Origin of the sequence: Pseudonocardia sp., assembly GCF_025965585.1 — a bacterium.
Taxonomy (GTDB): Bacteria; Actinomycetota; Actinomycetes; order Mycobacteriales; family Pseudonocardiaceae; genus Pseudonocardia.
Genome location: NZ_JAOPWR010000374.1, coordinates 1 through 17,304, shown reverse-complemented (window position 1 = coordinate 17,304; position 17,304 = coordinate 1). Strand labels below are relative to the sequence as shown.

15 protein-coding genes are annotated in these 17,304 nt (G+C 72.3%); 4 read left to right on the top strand and 11 right to left on the bottom strand.

The genetic code is table 11. From position 1 onward, the window contains the following. On the bottom strand, positions 1–520 hold a 520-nt coding region (locus JWR81_RS23130), incomplete at its 3' end, for a translation initiation factor IF-2 N-terminal domain-containing protein (protein ID WP_297656905.1). A gap of 157 nt (positions 521–677) precedes the next feature. Then, positions 678–1,481, bottom strand: a complete 804-nt coding sequence (locus tag JWR81_RS23125) for a TIGR03936 family radical SAM-associated protein (RefSeq protein ID WP_297656903.1) — start codon at positions 1,479–1,481, stop codon at positions 678–680. A 209-nt stretch (positions 1,482–1,690) separates the two neighbouring features. Here JWR81_RS23125 and JWR81_RS23120 point away from each other — a divergent pair, with 209 nt between their 5' ends. From JWR81_RS23120 to JWR81_RS23110, 3 genes are all read left to right on the top strand, one after another. Next, positions 1,691–2,347: an HAD-IA family hydrolase gene (locus tag JWR81_RS23120; RefSeq protein WP_297656901.1), complete on the top strand. Its 657-nt coding sequence runs from the start codon at positions 1,691–1,693 to the stop codon at positions 2,345–2,347. 232 nt (positions 2,348–2,579) lie between these two features. Further along, a complete protein-coding gene (locus JWR81_RS23115) occupies positions 2,580–4,085 on the top strand; it encodes an amino acid permease (RefSeq protein WP_297656898.1) in 1,506 nt (501 codons plus the stop codon). 89 nt (positions 4,086–4,174) lie between these two features. Continuing rightward, positions 4,175–6,028 (top strand): putative nucleotidyltransferase substrate binding domain-containing protein, encoded by a 1,854-nt coding sequence (locus tag JWR81_RS23110; protein ID WP_297656896.1) that lies wholly within the window; start codon positions 4,175–4,177, stop codon positions 6,026–6,028. Positions 6,029–6,037: 9 nt separating this feature from the next. On the opposite strand, the gene JWR81_RS23105 is transcribed toward JWR81_RS23110, so the two are convergent. From JWR81_RS23105 to ndk, 6 genes are all read right to left on the bottom strand, one after another. Beyond that, positions 6,038–6,841, bottom strand: a complete 804-nt coding sequence (locus JWR81_RS23105; RefSeq protein ID WP_297656894.1) for a DUF1206 domain-containing protein — start codon at positions 6,839–6,841, stop codon at positions 6,038–6,040. Between the two features lie 68 nt (positions 6,842–6,909). Further along, positions 6,910–7,419 carry a GNAT family N-acetyltransferase gene (locus JWR81_RS23100; RefSeq protein WP_297656893.1) on the bottom strand — a complete coding sequence of 170 codons (510 nt, stop codon included), beginning with the start codon at positions 7,417–7,419 and terminating at the stop codon, positions 6,910–6,912. After that, entirely contained in the window at positions 7,409–9,349 is a 1,941-nt protein-coding gene (locus JWR81_RS23095; RefSeq protein WP_297656891.1) for a TIGR03960 family B12-binding radical SAM protein, read from the bottom strand. The genes JWR81_RS23100 and JWR81_RS23095 overlap by 11 nt, the downstream gene beginning before the upstream one ends. Positions 9,350–9,608: 259 nt before the next feature. Beyond that, positions 9,609–10,484, bottom strand: a complete 876-nt coding sequence (dapA, locus tag JWR81_RS23090; protein WP_367278834.1) for a 4-hydroxy-tetrahydrodipicolinate synthase — start codon at positions 10,482–10,484, stop codon at positions 9,609–9,611. 405 nt (positions 10,485–10,889) lie between these two features. Further along, positions 10,890–11,681, bottom strand: a complete 792-nt coding sequence (locus JWR81_RS23085; protein WP_297656888.1) for a tryptophan-rich sensory protein — start codon at positions 11,679–11,681, stop codon at positions 10,890–10,892. 346 nt (positions 11,682–12,027) lie between these two features. Beyond that, entirely contained in the window at positions 12,028–12,438 is a 411-nt protein-coding gene (ndk, locus tag JWR81_RS23080; protein ID WP_297656885.1) for a nucleoside-diphosphate kinase, read from the bottom strand. Positions 12,439–12,490: 52 nt separating this feature from the next. Between ndk and JWR81_RS23075 the strand changes: the two genes are divergently transcribed. Further along, entirely contained in the window at positions 12,491–12,652 is a 162-nt protein-coding gene (locus JWR81_RS23075) for a hypothetical protein (protein WP_297656874.1), read from the top strand. On the opposite strand, the gene JWR81_RS23070 is transcribed toward JWR81_RS23075, so the two are convergent. The 3 genes from JWR81_RS23070 to JWR81_RS23060 form a co-directional block, all read right to left on the bottom strand. Beyond that, the gene (locus JWR81_RS23070) at positions 12,632–13,009 is read right to left on the bottom strand and encodes a DUF4233 domain-containing protein (RefSeq protein ID WP_297656871.1); all 378 of its coding nucleotides are present in this window, start codon (positions 13,007–13,009) and stop codon (positions 12,632–12,634) included. The two genes, JWR81_RS23075 and JWR81_RS23070, sit on opposite strands and share 21 nt — an antisense overlap. Before the next feature lie 72 nt (positions 13,010–13,081). After that, on the bottom strand, positions 13,082–14,557 hold the full coding sequence (locus JWR81_RS23065; RefSeq protein ID WP_297656868.1) for a folylpolyglutamate synthase/dihydrofolate synthase family protein: 1,476 nt from the start codon (positions 14,555–14,557) through the stop codon (positions 13,082–13,084). Next, a complete protein-coding gene (locus JWR81_RS23060) occupies positions 14,554–17,202 on the bottom strand; it encodes a valine--tRNA ligase (RefSeq protein ID WP_297656864.1) in 2,649 nt (882 codons plus the stop codon). The genes JWR81_RS23065 and JWR81_RS23060 overlap by 4 nt, the downstream gene beginning before the upstream one ends. Between the last annotated feature and the right edge of the window lie 102 nt (positions 17,203–17,304).

The following is a 17,304-nucleotide window of genomic DNA, read 5'->3' as shown; positions in this document are numbered from 1 at the left end:
CGGCGGGCTCGGCGGCACGGCGGCGGGTGCGCGTCGGGCGCGTCGGCGGCTGGAACAGCGGCGCGGGCGGCGCGAAGACGGGGGCCAGGCCCGCGGGAGCCTTCGCGGCCGGAGCCTCGAGGGACGACTCGGGCGCGGCCGGGGCAACCTCGACCGGGGCCTCCGGGGCCTCCGAGGCCGGAGCTTCGGGAGCCGCAGCTTCGGGGACCGCGGCTTCGGGGGCCGCGGCAGTGGCTGCGGCGGAGTCCGGGGTGGCGCCGGGGGTGGCAGTGGCCGGGATGTCTGTGACCAGTGCCGTCACGACCTGCTCGGCGACCTTGCGGTCGATGCTGGACTGGGCGCTCTTGATCTCGACACCGAGCCCCCCGAGCGCGGCGATGATCTCGCGGCTCGATCGGCCCAGCAGCTTCGCGAGCGCGTGGACCCGCATCTTGTCGGGCAGCTCGGACAGGGCGGCGTTCTGGGTGGGTACGGTCGTCGGCCCGCCGGGGCTGCCGGCGGGCACATCGCTATTCGACATTCAGCTCCTTCGCCCCCGGGCGCCCTCAACAGGTGTGAAGGCGGCCGCACAGGGGCACGTGCAGTTCTCTCACCACGCGGTACGCGGCGAGCAATCCTTGTCTCGCTCCACCGGGGAGGTGGGTGTTCTCGACGTCGCGCGAGAACCGACCCCCCGATCAGGCCCGGGTGGTGACCCGGTCGGAGCCGAGTGGGTCGGCCAGGTCGCCTCGGTCGTCGAGCAGTCCCTGGGCCGTCCGGGTCGCCTTGGCGGGCGCCGGAAGCCTGAGGCCTGCGACAACGTCGAGTGCACCCAACACGTCGTCGGGTCGAACGGCGGGTGTCGTCTGCCGTACTACCGCCGCCATTGTCGCACAGACTGCAGCCGGGGCGGCGGCGCTCGGCCGTGAGAAAGCCGACGGCGCGTCGCGTGACGGCTCCGCGTCGAGCACCGAAGCATGCGCGAGCGCGGCCCTGACGTCGATCTGCCGCCGCCCGGACGGGGTGACGCGCTCGACGACCACCGACTCCTGCGCCAGCAGGGCGTCGAGGGCGGCGCGCAGGGCCTCGGGCTCGACGCCGGGCAGCTCGACGACCCAGCGGCTCGCGTCGATCCGGTCGGGCAGTGAGGCCCCCTCGGCGACGGCCGCGTCGAGGATGTCCAGGCCTGCGGGCAGCGCCGCGTCCAGGGCGGTGGCCAGCGCCGCGATGTCGACGACGCGGGTCAGGCCGATCTCCAGGTACTCCGCCTCGCTGGCCGAGCCGGTGGGCGCGGCCCCCACCCAGGACAGACGCGGATGCGGGCTGAATCCGTGCGAGTGCGAGACGGGCACGCCGGCCCGTCGCACCGCGCGTTCGAAGCTGCGTGCCACGTCACGGTGGGAGAGGAAGCGCAACCGGCCGCGCTTCGCGAAGCGCAGACGGACACGCTGCACCGTGGGCGGAGCGGGGTTGGCTGCCTCTCCCGGGCGTGGACGGGCCATGCGAGCAGCGTAGGCGGCGCACTCCTCGTTGTGACGGCCGGTGCAGATGTCCGCACTCACCGGTGTCACCGCAGCGGGCCGCGCCCTCCTGGATGTCAGGCCCAGAAGGCGGCCCAGAAGGCGGCGGAGTGCTCTACGGGTCTTGTAGCGTCCTTATCCGCCGACGAGGAGACGCAACCGATGTCCAGCACCGCGCCCCGGCGCACCGCATGAACGACCGTTCCACCGTGATCTTCGACTTCGGCGGGGTGATCACCTCGTCGCCGTTCGAGGCGTTCGCCGGGATGGAGGCCCGGCGCGGGCTCCCCCGCGATCTCGTCCGGCGGATCAACGCGACGAACCCGGACTGCAACGCCTGGGCCCTCTTCGAACGGGCCGAGATCGACGCGGCCCGGTTCGACACGCTCTTCGCCGAGGAGGCGCGCGCCCTCGGCCACGACCTGCCCGGGCGGGATGTGCTGGCGCTGCTGTCGGGCGAGATCCGGCCGCGGATGGTCGCGGCGCTCGACCGGTTGAAGACCGACGGCTACCGGCTCGGCTGCATCACCAACAACGTGCCGTCCGGCCACGGCGCCCGGATGTCCGCCACCGCCGGGAAGGCGTCGGCGATCGCCGACGTGATGGCCCGCTTCGACCACGTCGTGGAGAGCAGCAGGATCGGCATCCGGAAGCCGGATCCGCGCATCTACGCGATGGCGTGCGAGGCGCTGGACGCGCACCCCGCGCAGTGCGTGTACCTGGACGACCTCGGCATCAACTACAAGCCGGCCGCTGCGCTCGGGATGCTCGCGATCAAGGTGACCGGCGAGGAGCAGGCGCTCGGCGCGCTGGCCGAGGCGCTGGGTCGGGAGGCCGGGACGTTCTGAGCGCCGGAGCCCAGCCGCCCGTGAGCCGCGCGAGCGCGGCACGGGAGCCCGCGTTCAGCGGGACGGGGCCGGTGTCCACCGCCGTCGCTTTTCCGGCCATCCGGACACGGGGTCGCCCAGGCGTGTAACCCGGCAGCGCAGGCCGATGATCCGGACTGCATTTAGTCTCCGTTCCACGGCGCCACAGCCAGCGGGGGGTCGGCGCACGGACAGCAGGCGATCGGGGAACCGGATGACAGAAACCCTCAGTCACAGCGACAGCCTCAATGCGGAGCAGGAGGGGTACAAGCAGTCACTGGGCCGGCGCCAGGTCCAGATGATCGCCATCGGCGGCGCGATCGGCACGGGCCTCTTCCTCGGGTCCGCCTCGCGCCTGCACAGCACCGGGCCGGCCCTGGTGCTCAGCTACGCCTTCGTCGGGGTGATCGCGTACCTGCTCATGCGCGCGCTCGGTGAGCTGGTGCTGCACCGTGCCACGTCCGGGGCCTTCGTGTCGTGGATGCGCGAGTTCTTCGGCGAGAAGGCCGCGTACGTGACCGGCTGGATGTACTGGCTCAACTGGGCGCTGACCGGGATCGCCGAGCTCTCCGCCGTCGGCGTCTACGTCAAGCACTGGCTGCCGAACATGCCCAGCTGGCTGACGGTGCTGATCGCGCTCGCGGTGGTGCTGGTCGTCAACCTGCTCTCGGCGAAGGCCTTCGGCGAGTTCGAGTTCTGGGCCTCGGTGCTCAAGGTCGGCGCCATCGTCCTGTTCCTCGTGGTGGGCCTCGTCGTGGTCATCGGCCGGTTCGACCTCGGCGGGCACGCGGCCGGCGTCTCCAACCTCTGGTCCAACCCGGGCGGCTTCTGGCCCGCGTCGGGCGACTTCGCCTGGTACGGCCCGATCCTGGTGATGTCGGGTGTCGTGTTCGCCTACTCGGCCATCGAGATGGTGGGTGTCGCGGCGGGAGAGATGGCCGACCCCAAGCGCGAGGTGCCCAAGGCCGTCAACGCGGTGATCTTCCGGATCGGCGTCTTCTACTGCGGGTCGATCCTGTTGCTGGTCTGCATGCTGCCGACGTCGGAGTACACCAGCGGGACCAGCCCGTTCGTCACCGTGTTCGGGGCGCTGGGGCTGAACTGGATGGGCGACCTGGTCCAGGCCATCCTCATCGTCGCCGCGATGTCCAGCCTCAACTCCGGGCTCTACTCCACCGGGCGCGTCCTGCGCAGCCTCGGGATGAGCAAGCAGGCTCCGCCCTTCACCCTGAAGATGAGCGCGTCCGGCGTCCCGTGGGCCGGCATCGTGATGACCTCGGTGATCTACGTGCTCGGTGCGCTCCTCAACGCCGTCGACCCCGACGCGTTCGAGACGGCGCTCGAGGCGGCGGCCATCGGTGTCGTCTTCACGTGGGCGTCGATCTTCCTGTGCCAGATCCGGCTGCGGCAGCTCGTCGAGAAGGGCGTCGTCCCGAGGAGCCCGTTCCAGATGCCGGGGTCACCCTGGACCAGCTACGTCGGCCTGGTCTTCCTGGGGCTGGTGATCGTCGGCATGGCCGTCTCCGGCTGGCAGAGCTCGGACGAGTTCTGGCACAAGACCAACTTCATCGTGGTGGTGATCGGGATCCCGGTCATCGCCCTGCTGCTGTCCGCCGGCTGGTTCATCGCCAAACCGAAGGTCATCGCCAACACCGGCGGCCAGATCGGCCCCGTGTGGTCGGACACCGGTCCCACCTACCCGTCGGAGCCGAAGGTCTGACCCGCCGGGCGACCGGCCACGGCACCGTACGTCCGGACGTCCCCGGACGTACGGTGCTCGTCTGCCGGGGGTAGGGAGGGCAAGGCCACGTGGACGGTCTCGCGAGGTTCCTGGGCGCGAACCCGCCGTTCTGCTCCCTGTCCGAGTCGGAGCTCGAGAGCGTCGCCGCGGCAGCCCGGGTCGTCGACCATCCGGCCGGCGCCCTGATCCTGGACGCCTTCACGACGCCGGGCGAGGACCTGTTCGTCGTCATGACGGGCCAGGTGGAGCTCTGGACGACCGGTGGCGCGCAGGACGAGCCCGCCGACGAGATCATCGGCCCGGGCTGCGTGTTCGGGCACTCCACGGCGCTGACCGGCGCCGCAGTCGGCCCGCGGGCGGTCGCCCTGGGCCCGGTGCGGCTCGTCGAGATCCCGCGGAAGGGCGTCGCGTCGGTGTTCTCGTCGCCGGACGGCGTCCGCTTCCTCGTACAGGACCTCTCCGTGGACCGCGTGCGCCCACAGGTGCCGCCGCGGTTCCGCACGGTCGACGAGCTGGTCGTGTCCGCCCCGGTCATCGGGGAGGCCGACATGACCGTCACCGAGGCTGCCAGGGTGATGACCGAGCGGTCCAGCAGCTACCTGGCGGTCCCGCAGGGCAACGGGCAGTTCGGCATGCTGACCGACACCGTGCTGCGGGAGCACGTCGTCGCCGCCGGACGGCCCGGCGACACCCCGGTCGCGGACGTCATGATCCGGCGGGCGATGACGGCACGCGCCGGCACGCCCACCGCCGATGTCCTGCACCAGCTCGCCGAGCACCGACTGGACCACCTGCTGGTGGTCGACGCGTCGGGCGAGCTGCGCGGGGCCGTCGACCCGCAGGACTTCCTGACCTCGCCCTCGGGCGCGGGGATGGTGCTGCGCGAGAACGTGCGGCGGGCCGGGTCGGCCGACCAGGTCGTGGCGCTCGCCCGGCAGCTGCCCGTGCTCCTCGGCGACCTGGTCCGGCAGCGCCGGGAGGCGTCGGAGACCACCGCGGTGTACTCGACCGTCCTGGACGCGATCCAGCGACGCGTGCTGTCGCTGGTGCTGGCCGGGCGACCGGAGCTCGACGAGGCCGAGGTCACCTGGATGCTGCTGGGCAGCAACGGCCGCCGCGAGCCGACGCTCGGCTCCGACATCGACTCCGCCGTGGTGTTCGCCGAGTCGGTGGACACCCCCGCCCGCGCCGCCGCCTACCGCAGCGCGTTCGCCGAGGTGGCGGACGTGCTGCGGCGGGCGGGCCTGCGGGTCGACCGGCACGGGGCCACACCGGGCTCGCCCGCGTTCTCCCGCACCCGGTCGCAGTGGCGCGCCGCCGCGCAGCAGTGGCTCGTCAGCCCGCTGGACGACCAGGGCATGCTGATGGCGTCGCTGCTGCTCGACGGCCGGCCGATCCAGGGCGACCCGGCCCAGCCGGTGGTGAACGAGGTGTTCGCCGACGTCCGCGACCACCCGGGCACGATGAAGCTGCTGGTGCGGGAGTCGCTGTCGCACCGGGCCCAGCTCCGGTCGGTCCGCGACGTGCTGGCCGGCCGCGGCGGAACGTTCGACCTCAAGACCCACGCGCTGCGGCCCGTCGTCGAGATCGCCCGCTGGGCGGCGCTGTCCGTGCGCTCTCCGGAGCTGTCGACCAGGGCGAGGCTGTCGGCAGCGTCCGGGTCGATGCTGCTGCCCACCGAGCAGGCCCAGACCCTGATCGAGGTGTTCGAGGTGCTGCAACGGGTCCGCCTGCGCCAGCAGCTCGCCCAGTTCGAGCGTGGCGAGCGGGTGTCCGACGTCGTCTGGATGCGCCGCCTCGCCCCCCTGGACCGCAGCCTCGTGGCGCAGTCGGTCCGGGAGATATCCACGGTGCAGAAGCGGCTCTACAACATCCTGCAGTACACCTCCCCGCAGGAGTGGGGCGCCAGAGCCGACCTGTGAGACGAGGCGTCAGGCGCGCCGGTAGCGGGCGTCGAACAGGCAGTGCACGCCGAACGCCACGAGCCCCGCCGCGAGCACGAGCAGGAGCACCGGGCCGAACGGCTGCCCGGCAAGCGCCTTCAGCCCGGAGTCGAGGCCCACCGGCTGGGCCGGGGCGTGCCGCACCGCGGCGACGACGAGCAGCACCCCGGGGATCCCGTAGACCGCCGCCAGCGCCGTCCATCCGACCTGCCCGACCCTCGTCACGAGACGCGACCGGTTCAGCCCCGCCCCGCTCAGGTCCAGCTCGCGCAGGAAGGCGCGGGTGACCCCACGCCACACCGCGAAGGCCCCGCCGGCGACGAGCCCGACCCCGGCCAGCCCGACGAGCCAGCCGCCGCCCGGCAGCCCGAACACGACCTGGGCGAACGACGGCTTCGCCGTGGCCCGGCCACCGGACGCCGCGATCGATCCCGCCGAGTACGCGAGCACGCCGAAGATCGCGGCCTCGGCGAGGTTGACGGCGATCCGCAGCGCCCGCTGCGACGTCGGCACCCCGGTGTGGCCGAGGACCGCCTCCGCGAGCTGCCACACCACGAGCGCGACGAGCCCAGCCGTCACCACCCACAGCAGCACGACGCCGGGCCCGGTCTCCCCGATCTGCTGCAGGGCGCCCTTCTTGTCGGCCCGCTCCCTGTCCCCGAACGCGACCTGCACGACGAGCGCGGCGATGAGGACGTGCACCGCCCCGTACGCCACGAGCCCGAACCTGCCGAGCGTGCGGACCGGGACGGCCACCTTGTCGTCCACCGCTGGGTCGTTCACCTCGGACACGCGCCACCTCCTCGTGGGGTGGTGCGAGCTTCGTCCGTTTTCACCCCGGACGCCACTTCTGGGTGATGTCAGGGAGCGGACGGGTCCACCGACAGCAGCGACTCCCCCGCCGACGTGAAGCCTGCCCGCCGGTAGAACGCCGCGCTCCCGGACGTGGGGGCGAGCAGCAGGCGGCGGTAGCGGCGCTCGCGCGCGTGATCGATCGCGGCGTTCAGCAGCGCTCCGGGCACTCCCCGACCGGCGAACGACGCGAGCACGAAGGCGTTGCCCACGTGCCCGATCCTCCCGCCACGGGCTCCGGGACGCGGCATGTGCACGATCTCGACGACGTTGAGGGACCCGATCGCGGTGAACCCGCTCCGGGGCGTGCCCACCTCGGCCAGCCAGAACGTGCGGCGCGGCAGCTCGACGCGCCACCACTGCTCGAAGGCCGCCTCGAAGCCGGGGTCCTCGATGGGCGCCCCGCCGCGCTCCTCCAGCCAGGACCGGCGGAGCGCCGCGAGGGCGGCCATGTCGCGCTCGTCGGCGACCCTGATCGTGAAGTCGCGAACAGGCTGGTTCGAGTAGTCAGCCGCCACTGAGGGGGTTCACCACGGTCAGGGGCAGCAGCGTGGTGCCGCTGGGGCCCACCTCGATGTCGGTGCCGGTGGACGGGCACACGCCGCAGTCGAAGCACGGCGTCCAGCGGCAGTCGTCCTGCTCACGGCCGGCGAGCGCGTCCTGCCAGTCGTCCCAGAGCCAGTCGCGCTCCAGGCCGGAGTCGAGATGATCCCATGGCAGGATCTCCTCCTGCCCGCGCTCGCGGGTGGTGTACCAGTCGAGCGAGACGCCCATCGGCTCCAGCTCGGCGGCGGCGGCGCCCGTCCAGCGCTCGTAGGAGAAGTGCTCGCTCCAGCCGTCGAAGCGGCCGCCCTCGCGCCACACCCGCTCGATGACGGCGCCGATTCGGCGGTCGCCCCGCGCGAGCAGTCCCTCGATCAGCGACGGCTGCCCGTCGTGGTAGCGCATGCCGATGTTGCGGCCGAGCTTCCGGTCGCTGTTGACGGCGGCGCGCAGCTTGCGCAGCCGGTCGTCGACGACGTCGGGGTGGCACTGCGCGGTCCACTGGAACGGGGTGTGGGGCTTGGGCACGAACCCGCCGATGGAGATGGTGCAGCGCACGTCGTTGCGGCCCGACGCCTCGCGCCCCGCCTTGATGACGCGGTGCGCCATGCCCGCGATCTCGAGGACGTCCTCGTCCTCCTCGGTGGGCAGGCCGCACATGAAGTAGAGCTTCACCTGCCGCCAGCCCTGCGCGAACGCCTCGCTGACGGTGCGGATGAGATCCTCCTCCGACACCATCTTGTTGATCACCCGGCGGATGCGCTCGGAACCGCCCTCGGGGGCGAACGTCAGCCCGGAGCGGCGGCCGTTGCGGCTGATCTCGTTGGCGAGGTCGATGTTGAACGCGTCGACACGGGTGGAGGGCAGCGACAGCGAGGTGTTGGTGCCCTCGTAGCGGTCGGCCAGGCCCTTGGTGATCTCCGCGATCTCGGAGTGGTCGGCGGAGCTCAGCGACAGCAGCCCGACCTCGTCGAACCCGGTGGCGCGCACCGAGGCGTCGACCATCTTGCCGATGCCCTCCAGCGACCGCTCCCGCACCGGGCGGGTGATCATCCCGGCCTGGCAGAAGCGGCAGCCGCGCGTGCAGCCGCGGAAGATCTCCACGCTGGCGCGCTCGTGCACGGTCTCGGCCAGCGGCACCAGCGGAGCCTTCGGGTAGGGCCACTCGTCGAGCTCGGTGGTGGTGCGCTTGGTGACGGTGCGGGGGACGCGGTCCTCGGTGGGCGTGACCGACGCGATGGCGCCGTCCTCGGCGTACTCGACGGCGTACAACGACGGGACGTAGCAGCCCTCGGTCTCCGCCAGGCGCAGCAGCAGCTCGTGGCGGCCACCCGGGCGGCCCTGCGCCTTCCACTCGCGGACGAGGTCGGTGATGTCACCGACGACCTCCTCGCCGTCGCCGATCGCCGCGACATCGACGAAGCGGGCGATCGGCTCGGGGTTGAAGGCGGCGTGCCCGCCCGCGACGACCACGGGGTGCGTCTCGTCGCGGTCGACGGCGTGCAGCGGCACACCCGCGAGGTCGAGCGCCGTCAGCAGGTTGGTGTAGCCGAGCTCGGTCGAGAAGCTGACGCCGAGCAGGTCGAAGGCCCCGACGGGCCGGTGCGAGTCGACGGTGAACGCCGGCACGCCGTGCTCGCGCATGAGGGCCTCGAGGTCGGGCCACACGGCGTAGCAGCGCTCGGCGAGGGCGTCGGCGCGCTCGTTGAGGACCTCGTAGAGGATCTGGACGCCCTGGTTGGGCAGGCCCACCTCGTACGCGTCGGGGTACATCAGGGCCCACCGCACTGCGACGGACTCCCAGTCCTTGCTCTGTGCGTTCAGCTCGCCGCCGACGTACTGCACCGGCTTCGAGACGCGCGGGAGCAGGGCTTCGAGCTCCGGGAAAACGGACGCGACAGTCACGCTGACCCAGGGTAGCCCCGCACCCACCACCCGGCCTCCCCACCCGCGCGCCGCCACGATCCGGCACGCGGGTCGACCCAACGGCGCGCGCGAGCCGAGGTGGCGTCCTTCCCCACCAGGCAGACGCTCGTCGAGGCGGTGCTGCTGCGCGAGTGCCTGCGCTGCCTCCTCACGCTCGACGACGCGATCGCCGGCCTCCCCTGCGGACCGACGAGGAGATCCGCGGCTTCGCGCGGCGCTACCTCGTGCCCCTGGCCGGCTAGAGCAGGCCTGCGGAGCGCAGCGAGGCGCGCACGTCCTCGTGGTACGCCTCGTCGAGGGGCACCAGGGGGAGGCGGATGCCGCCCTCCATGAGTCCCATCTCCGCAAGCGCCCACTTCACCGGGATCGGGTTCGGCTCGACGAACAGCGAACGGTGCAGCCCCGCGATGTCGGCGTCGATCGTGGCGGCGAGCTCGTCGTCGCCGGCGAGGGCCGCGGCGCACATCCGCGCCATGGCCTCGGGCGCGACGTTGGCCGTCACCGAGATGTCGCCGTGGAAGCCGGCCAGGATGCTGGCCCGGGCCGTGGCGTCGTCGCCGGAGTAGAGGGCGAAGTCCGCCAAGCCCAGCGCGACGAGGTCGCGGACGCGGTCGAGGTCGCCCAGCGCCTCCTTGATGCCGATGATGTTGGGCACCTCGGCCAGCCGCGCGACCGTCGAGGGCAGCATGTCGACGGCCGTGCGCCCGGGCACGTTGTAGAGGATCTGCGGGATGTCCACGGCCTCCGCGACGGCCTTGAAGTGCCGGTAGAGGCCCTCCTGCGGAGGCTTGTTGTAATACGGCGTGACGAGCAGCGCGGCGTCGGCACCGGCGGCCTTCGCGGCCTGCGTCAGGTGGATGGCCTCGCTGGTGCTGTTGGCGCCGGTGCCCGCGATGATCGGCACACGGCCCGCGGCGACGTCGATGGTGCGGCGGATGACGTCGGTGTGCTCGGTGACGTCGAGGGTGGCCGACTCGCCGGTGGTGCCGACCGACACGATCGCGGAGGTGCCGGCCTCGATCTGCCGGTCCACGACCTTGGCCAGCGCCTCGTGGTCGACCGAGCCGTCGTCCCGCATCGGGGTGACGAGGGCGACGATGCTGCCGGTGATCATCTGGCTGGCGGTCATGCTGGCCTCCTCCGCTTCCGGGCCGATCGACCCGGCCCGGGCGTCACGGTACGCGGCGCACCGGGCGACGTGACCACCGAATTCGTCTTCCCGACAGGTCGTCAGCGGCACGGCCGTCGTCGCACCGGACGGCAGGAGGCACGGTGCCCGCGACCCGCAACGCTCCCGCCCTGCTCGTCGCCGGCACGGTCCTCGACGTCGCCGCCGCGGTGTCCGACCTGCTCACGGCCCCCGACGGCGGTCGTACTGGCACTGACCGACCCGGACGGGCCGGCCCTGTGGTGGCTGCCCGCCACCTCGGCCCTGGCCCCGCTGCGGGCGCGGGCAGGGCGTGGTGGCTGGAGGTGATCGCGGGATCCGGGCGGTGGCTCGCAAGGCGGAGCCCTGCGATCAGCCCCAGGCGGCGCGCATCGGGTTGCCGGCGGTGGTCAGGCGGCGGGCCGTGGCTGCCAGCACGATGACGATCGCGATCGCCCCCGTCACCACGACGGCGCCGGGCGGGTCGTTGAGCGCGATGCCCGCGAGCGCCCACACGGTGGCCACCGCGTAGGCGACGACGGCGGTGCCCGACAACACCACCCACGCGACGATGGCGGCGACGGCGAGCAGCACGACGACCGCGGCGATGGCGGCGAGCGCGTTCTGGCCGGGCAGGCCCGCCCAGACGCCGGTGGCGGCCGTGCCGAGCACGATGGCGAGGGAGACCCAGCCCGTGTAGAGCGCCACCGGACCGCGGAGCAGCACGCGCTCGCGTACGTCGGCGGCGGGCTCGTGGCTCAGCCTCCCGAACACGACGGCCAGCGTCACCAGGAGCGCGATGATGACGAGCTCCGAGAGCAGGATGGCGTGCCCGCCGAAGCTCAGGATCCACACCGGGTTGAACACCGCCGACGCGGCCATCCACCAGCCGGTGCGCCGGTGGATCTCGCGGTCCCGCTGGCTCGGGAGCAGCTGGTAGACGGCGTAGGCGAGGAACCCGACGTAGATCGGCGCCCAGATCGCGAACGCCCATCCCGCGGCCAGCAGGGGTGTGCGGTAGGCGTTGGCGACGACCCCGATGGACTGCCCCGCGACACCACTCCCGCCGAGGCCTGCGACCACGGTCTGGACGACGGCGAGCAACGCCACCACGGCGCTCCGCACGATGTCGACGCGGGCGGAGCGCGGGGAGAGGACCGTCATGCGCACATCATCGACCCGCCCGAGCGGCAGGGCTACCCGAGTCGCTCGAGAGATTCAGCGATGTCTCAGCTCGGGCCGGAGCCGTGATCGTCGCGCCGCTCACCGCCCAGCCGGAGCTCGCCGCGGACGAGGCCGGCCTCGGTCCAGCCGCACGCGCGGGAGAACTCCGGCGGGGGTCATGTCGCCGCGCACCGACAGGAGAAGCTGCTCGAGGCCCAGCTCACGGGCCTGGCCGGCGGCGGCGCCGATGTCGTCCCGGGCTCGTCGGCAGGAATCCGATCGCGCACCGGCCCGCGTGACGGCAGCCCAGAGCGTGCCCGGCGACCGGGCGAGGCCCGGCCGGTCATCAGAGGTCCGGGAACCAGAGCTTGATCTCCCGGGCCGCGCTCTCGGACGAGTCGGAGCCGTGGACGAGGTTGAACTGCGTCTCCAGGCCGAAGTCGCCGCGGATGGTGCCGGGGGTGGCCTTCTCGACGGGGTCGGTGCCGCCGGCGAGCTGGCGCCAGGCGGCGATCGCCCGCGGGCCCTCGACCACCGCGGAGAGCACCGGGCCGGAGGTGATGAACTCCAGGAGCGAGGAGAAGAAGGGCTTGCCGTCGTGCTCGGCGTAGTGCTGGGTGGCCGTCTCGCGGTCGACGGTGCGGAGCTCGAGGGCGACGATGTCGAGGCCCTTGCGCTCGATGCGGGCGAGGACCTCGCCGATGAGCTTGCGCTCGACGCCGTCGGGCTTGACGAGGACCAGAGTGCGTTCAGTCACGTCGCTCAGCGTATCGGCGACGAGTTGCGGCCCACCCGCCGGTCTCACCTGCATGACCCACACGACCGTCGACGACTACGTCGCCTCCGTGCCCGCCCCGCTCATCGGCGTCGTGGCCGTCCTGCGGGAGCTGCCGTGCGGCGAGCTCGCGTCCGCGGAGTGGCAGCGCCAGGCCGACGACCTGGAGTACCGCTCAGCCCTGCTGGCTGGGTAGCTCGCCGCGGGCCATCTTCTGGGCGACGTCGCGGCGCATCAGGATCAGGCCGCCGAACACCAGCGCGAAGACGATGCCCATCACGCCCAGCGCCGTCACGAACACGAAGCCGGCGACGATCGTGAGCGCCTGCAGCACCAGCGCGAACTTCAGGCCCCAGGAGCGCCGCTGCAGCCCCGATCCGACGATCATGAGCACCGCGATGCCCAGGATCACGCCGACGCCGAGCGGGGTGGCGCCGCCGCCGAACTTGGGCAGCACCAGCAGCGCCAGCAGCACCACGATGGCCTCGAGGACCAGGGTGGCCGCGAAGACGCCGCGGATGCCCTTCATCGGGTCGGGCACGGGTGCGGTCATGATGCCGCCTCCACGGGAGGAAGTGCGTCGGCGGTCATGATGCCGCCTCCACGGGAGGAAGTGCGTCGGCGGTCACGACGGCTCCAGCCCGAACAGCGTGCGGGTCTCCCCCACGGTCACCACCGAACCGGTGACCACCACGCCGACGCCGGACTCGCCGCCCTCCTCGGCCAGCTCGCCCGCCTGCTCGACGGCCCGGGCGAGCGACGGCTCGACGCTCACGCGGTCGGCCCCGAACACCTCGGTGGCCAGGGCGCCGAGCTCGTCGGCGTCCATCGCGCGCGCCGAGGAGTTGGCCGTGACCACGACCTCCTGCAGCACGGGCTCCAGCTCGGCGAGGATGCCGCGGGCGTCCTTCTCCCGCATCACGCCGATCACCCCGACGAGCCGGGTGAACCGGAACTCGGTGGTGAGCGCGGCGGCCAGCGCGCGGGCGCCGTGCGGGTTGTGGGCGGCGTCGGCGAGCACCGTGGGCACGCCTTGGCCGGCCGCGAGCCGCTCCAGCCGTCCCGGCGAGCGGACCGCGGCAAAGGCGTCGCGCACGACGTCGGGGTCGAGGGGCTGCTTGGGTCCGGCCCCGATCAGCGCCTCGGCCGCGGCGAGGGCGAGCGCGGCGTTGGACGCCTGGTGCTCGCCGTGCAGCGGCAGGAAGATGTCGTCGTACATGCCGGAGAGGCCGCGCAGTGCGAGCCGCTGCCCGCCCACGGCGATCTCCCGCTCGGCCACGCCGAACTCGGCACCCTCGCGGGCCACCTGCGCCCCGACCTCGACGCACCGCTCGATCAGCACCTCGGCCACGGCCTTGTCCTGCGCGGCCAGCACCGCGACCGAGCCGGGCTTGATGATCCCGGCCTTCTCGCGAGCGATGTCGAGCACGTCGGTGCCGAGGAACTCGGCGTGGTCCAGCCCGATCGGCGTGATCACGGCGACGTTCGCATCGGCGACGTTGGTGGCGTCCCAGCGGCCGCCGAGCCCGACCTCGATGACGCCCGCCTCGACGGGCGCGTCGGCGAACGCGGCGAAGCCCATCGCGGTGAGCACCTCGAACTTGGAGAGTCCGCCGAGCTTGGCGTCCACGATGTCGACGAAGGGCTGCACGTCGCGGTACAGCTCGACGTAGCGCTCCGGCGTGACGGGACGGTTGTCGACGTTGATCCGCTCGGTGGCCCGCTGCAGGTGCGGGCTCGTGTAGCGGCCGGTGCGCAGCCCGATCTCGGTGAGCAGGGCGTCGACCATCCGCGCCGTGGACGTCTTCCCGTTCGTGCCGGTCAGGTGCACGATCGGGTATCCGCGGTGCGGCTCGCCCAACGCGTCCACGAGCGCGGAGATCCGCTCGATCGACGGCTCCATGACCGTCTCGGGCCAGCGCTCGTCCAGCTCGGCCTCGACGCCGAGGAACTCCGCGTAGCTCGCGACCGTGGACGTCGCGGGGATGACGTCGGGCGAGTCGCCGCCGCGGATCGCGTCGAGGACATGGGAGATCACCGCGTCCTCGGGCGACGGGATCTCGCCCTCACCCTCGGGACCCTCGTCCTCGGGACCGGTCATGACGACAGCGCGTTCAGGCGTGCCGTGATCCGCTCGATGTCGGCCTCCGCCACCGCACGGCGGGCGCGGATGCCCTCGACGATCTCGGCGGGTGCCTTGTCGACGAACTTCGGGTTGCCCAGCTTCTTGTCGGCCTGGTCGAGCTCCTTCTGCGCGGCGGCCAGGTCGCGCCCAAGGCGGGTGCGCTCGGCGGCCACGTCGATGGCACCCGAGGTGTCGAGCTCGACCTGCACGGTGCCGCCCCGCAGCGCCACCTCCAGCGTGGCGGTGGGCGCGAAGTCGCCGGTCGCGGCGTCGAGGCGGACCAGCGACGCGACGGCCGGACGGTGCCCGCCCAGGCCCGCCTCGTCCAGCCCGACCAGGCGGGCGGAGACGCGGCGGCTGTCGGGCACCCGCTGCTCGGTGCGGAACCGGCGGACCTCGGTGATCAGCTTCTGCAGGTCGTCGATCCGCGCGGCCGCGGCGGCGTCGACGGGCGCGCCGGGAGCGATGGGCCACTCCGCGACGACGACCGACTCGCCACCGGTCAGCCCCTGCCACAGCGCCTCGGTGATGAACGGGCTGATCGGGTGCAGCAGGCGCAGCAGCGCTTCGAGGACGTGACCGAGGACGGCGCGTGTGCCGTCGGCCGTGCTGTCGTCGGCGAGCTGCGGCTTGGCCAGCTCGACGTACCAGGACGCGAACTCGTCCCACGTGAAGTGGTAGAGCGCCTCGGTGGCCTTCGCGAACTGGAAGTCCTCCAGCAGCGCGTCGACCTGGTCGCGGACCTCCCGCAACCTGCCGAGGATCCAGGCGTCGGCGTCGGTGAGCGAGCCTGCGAGCGAACCGTCGGCGCTGGGCCGCGCCGGCAGCGGCAGCGCGGGCGAGGCGCCGTTCGACAGCGCGAAGCGCGTGACGTTCCACAGCTTCGTGCCGAAGTTGCGGGCCGCGGCGACGTTGTCCTCGCCGATCGGCGCGTCGGTCCCCGGGTTGGCCACGCGGGCCAGCGCGAACCGCAGCGCGTCGGTGCCGTAGGAGTCCATCCAGAGATTCGGATCGACCGTGTTGCCGACCGTCTTCGACATCTTCTTGCCGTACTGGTCACGGACCATGCCGTGCAGCGCGATGGTGTCGAACGGCCGGACCCCGTCGTTCGCGTAGAGCCCGAACATCATCATCCGGGCGACCCAGAAGAAGAGGATGTCGTAGCCCGTGACCAGCACGGACGTCGGGTAGAACTTCTCCAGGTCGGGCGTCTTGTCGGGCCAGCCCAGGGTGCTGAACGGCCACAGGCCCGAGGAGAACCAGGTGTCGAGGACGTCCTCGTCCTGGGTGTAGCCGGCCGGCGGCTCCTCGTCGGGGCCGAGGCAGACGACCTCGCCGTTCGGCCCGTACCAGACGGGTATGCGGTGGCCCCACCACAGCTGGCGCGAGATGCACCAGTCGTGCATGTTGTCGACCCAGCCGAACCAGCGCGGCTCGAGCTCCTTCGGGTGGACGGTGACGTCGCCGGTGCGGACGGCGTCGCCCGCGGCCTGGGCCAGCGGCCCGACCTTGACGAACCACTGCAGCGACAGGCGCGGCTCGATGGGCTCGAACTTGCCCCGCGACGCGTGCCCGACGCTGTGGATGTACGGCCGCTTCTCCGCGACGATCCGGCCCTGGGCGGCGAGCGCCTCGCGGACCTTCACCCGCGCCTCGAACCGGTCCATCCCGTCGAACTCGGTGCCCGTGTTCGCGATCTTCCCGGTCTCGTCCATGATCGTCGGCATCGGCAGGTTGTGTCGGCGGCCGATCTCGAAGTCGTTGGGGTCGTGGGCGGGGGTGACCTTGACCGCGCCCGTGCCGAAGCTCGGGTCGACGTGCTCGTCGGCCACGATCTTGATCATCCGGCCGACCAGCGGCAGCTCGATCTCCTTGCCGACCATGTGCGCGTAGCGCGCATCGTCGGGGTGGACGGCGATCGCGGTGTCACCGAGCATCGTCTCGACGCGGGTGGTGGCCACGACGATGGCGTCGTCGCCGTCGCCGTAGCGCATGGAGACGAGCTCGCCCTCGACGTCCTTGTGCTCCACCTCGACGTCGGACAGGACGCTGCGCATCTCCGGCGACCAGTTGACCATCCGCTCCGCGCGGTAGATCAGGCCGTCGTCGAAGAGGCGCTTGAAGATGGTGAGGACGGCGCGGTTGGAGCGCTCGTCCATGGTGAAGCGCTCGCGCGTCCAGTCGACGCTGTCGCCGAGGCGGCGCATCTGAGCCAGGATCTTGCCGCCGTGCTCTTCCTTCCATTGCCAGGTGCGCTCGATGAACTTCTCGCGGCCCAGCTCACGACGGCTGGTGCCCTCGGCCGCCAACGCGCGCTCGACCAGCGCGTGGACGGCGATGGACGCGTGGTCCATGCCGGGCAGCCACAGCGTCTCGTAGCCCTGCATGCGGCGGCGCCGGACCAGGATGTCGATCAGCGTGTGCTCGAAGGCGTGGCCGATGTGCAGGCTGCCCGTGACGTTCGGCGGCGGGATGACGATGCTGAACGACGGCTTGTCGCTGGACGCGTCGGCGGTGAAGTAGCCGGCATCGACCCAGCGCTCGTACATGCCGGCCTCTACCTCGCCCGGGTTCCACTGGGCAGGGAGGTCGGCAGTGCGCGGTGGGAGGGTGTCGGTCACCCCACCAAGTCTACGAGCCCGGCTCCACCCACTTCCCCCAGCCCGCGGGTCGGGCCCCCGATGCACGCGAGCCGGGCTCCGGGTGCGCGCGAGTCGAGGCGC

Excerpts from the sequence above, each read along its gene's own strand:
- JWR81_RS23115 (WP_297656898.1), top strand. The coding sequence starts at position 2,580 with ATGACAGAAACCCTCAGTCACAGCGACAGCCTCAATGCGGAGCAGGAG.
- JWR81_RS23085 (WP_297656888.1), bottom strand. The coding sequence starts at position 11,681 with ATGACGGTCCTCTCCCCGCGCTCCGCCCGCGTCGACATCGTGCGGAGC.
- JWR81_RS23070 (WP_297656871.1), bottom strand. The coding sequence starts at position 13,009 with ATGACCGCACCCGTGCCCGACCCGATGAAGGGCATCCGCGGCGTCTTC.
- dapA (WP_367278834.1), bottom strand. The coding sequence starts at position 10,484 with ATGATCACCGGCAGCATCGTCGCCCTCGTCACCCCGATGCGGGACGAC.
- JWR81_RS23065 (WP_297656868.1), bottom strand. The coding sequence starts at position 14,557 with ATGACCGGTCCCGAGGACGAGGGTCCCGAGGGTGAGGGCGAGATCCCG.
- JWR81_RS23125 (WP_297656903.1), bottom strand. The coding sequence starts at position 1,481 with ATGGCCCGTCCACGCCCGGGAGAGGCAGCCAACCCCGCTCCGCCCACG.
- JWR81_RS23120 (WP_297656901.1), top strand. The coding sequence starts at position 1,691 with ATGAACGACCGTTCCACCGTGATCTTCGACTTCGGCGGGGTGATCACC.
- JWR81_RS23075 (WP_297656874.1), top strand. The coding sequence starts at position 12,491 with ATGACCCACACGACCGTCGACGACTACGTCGCCTCCGTGCCCGCCCCG.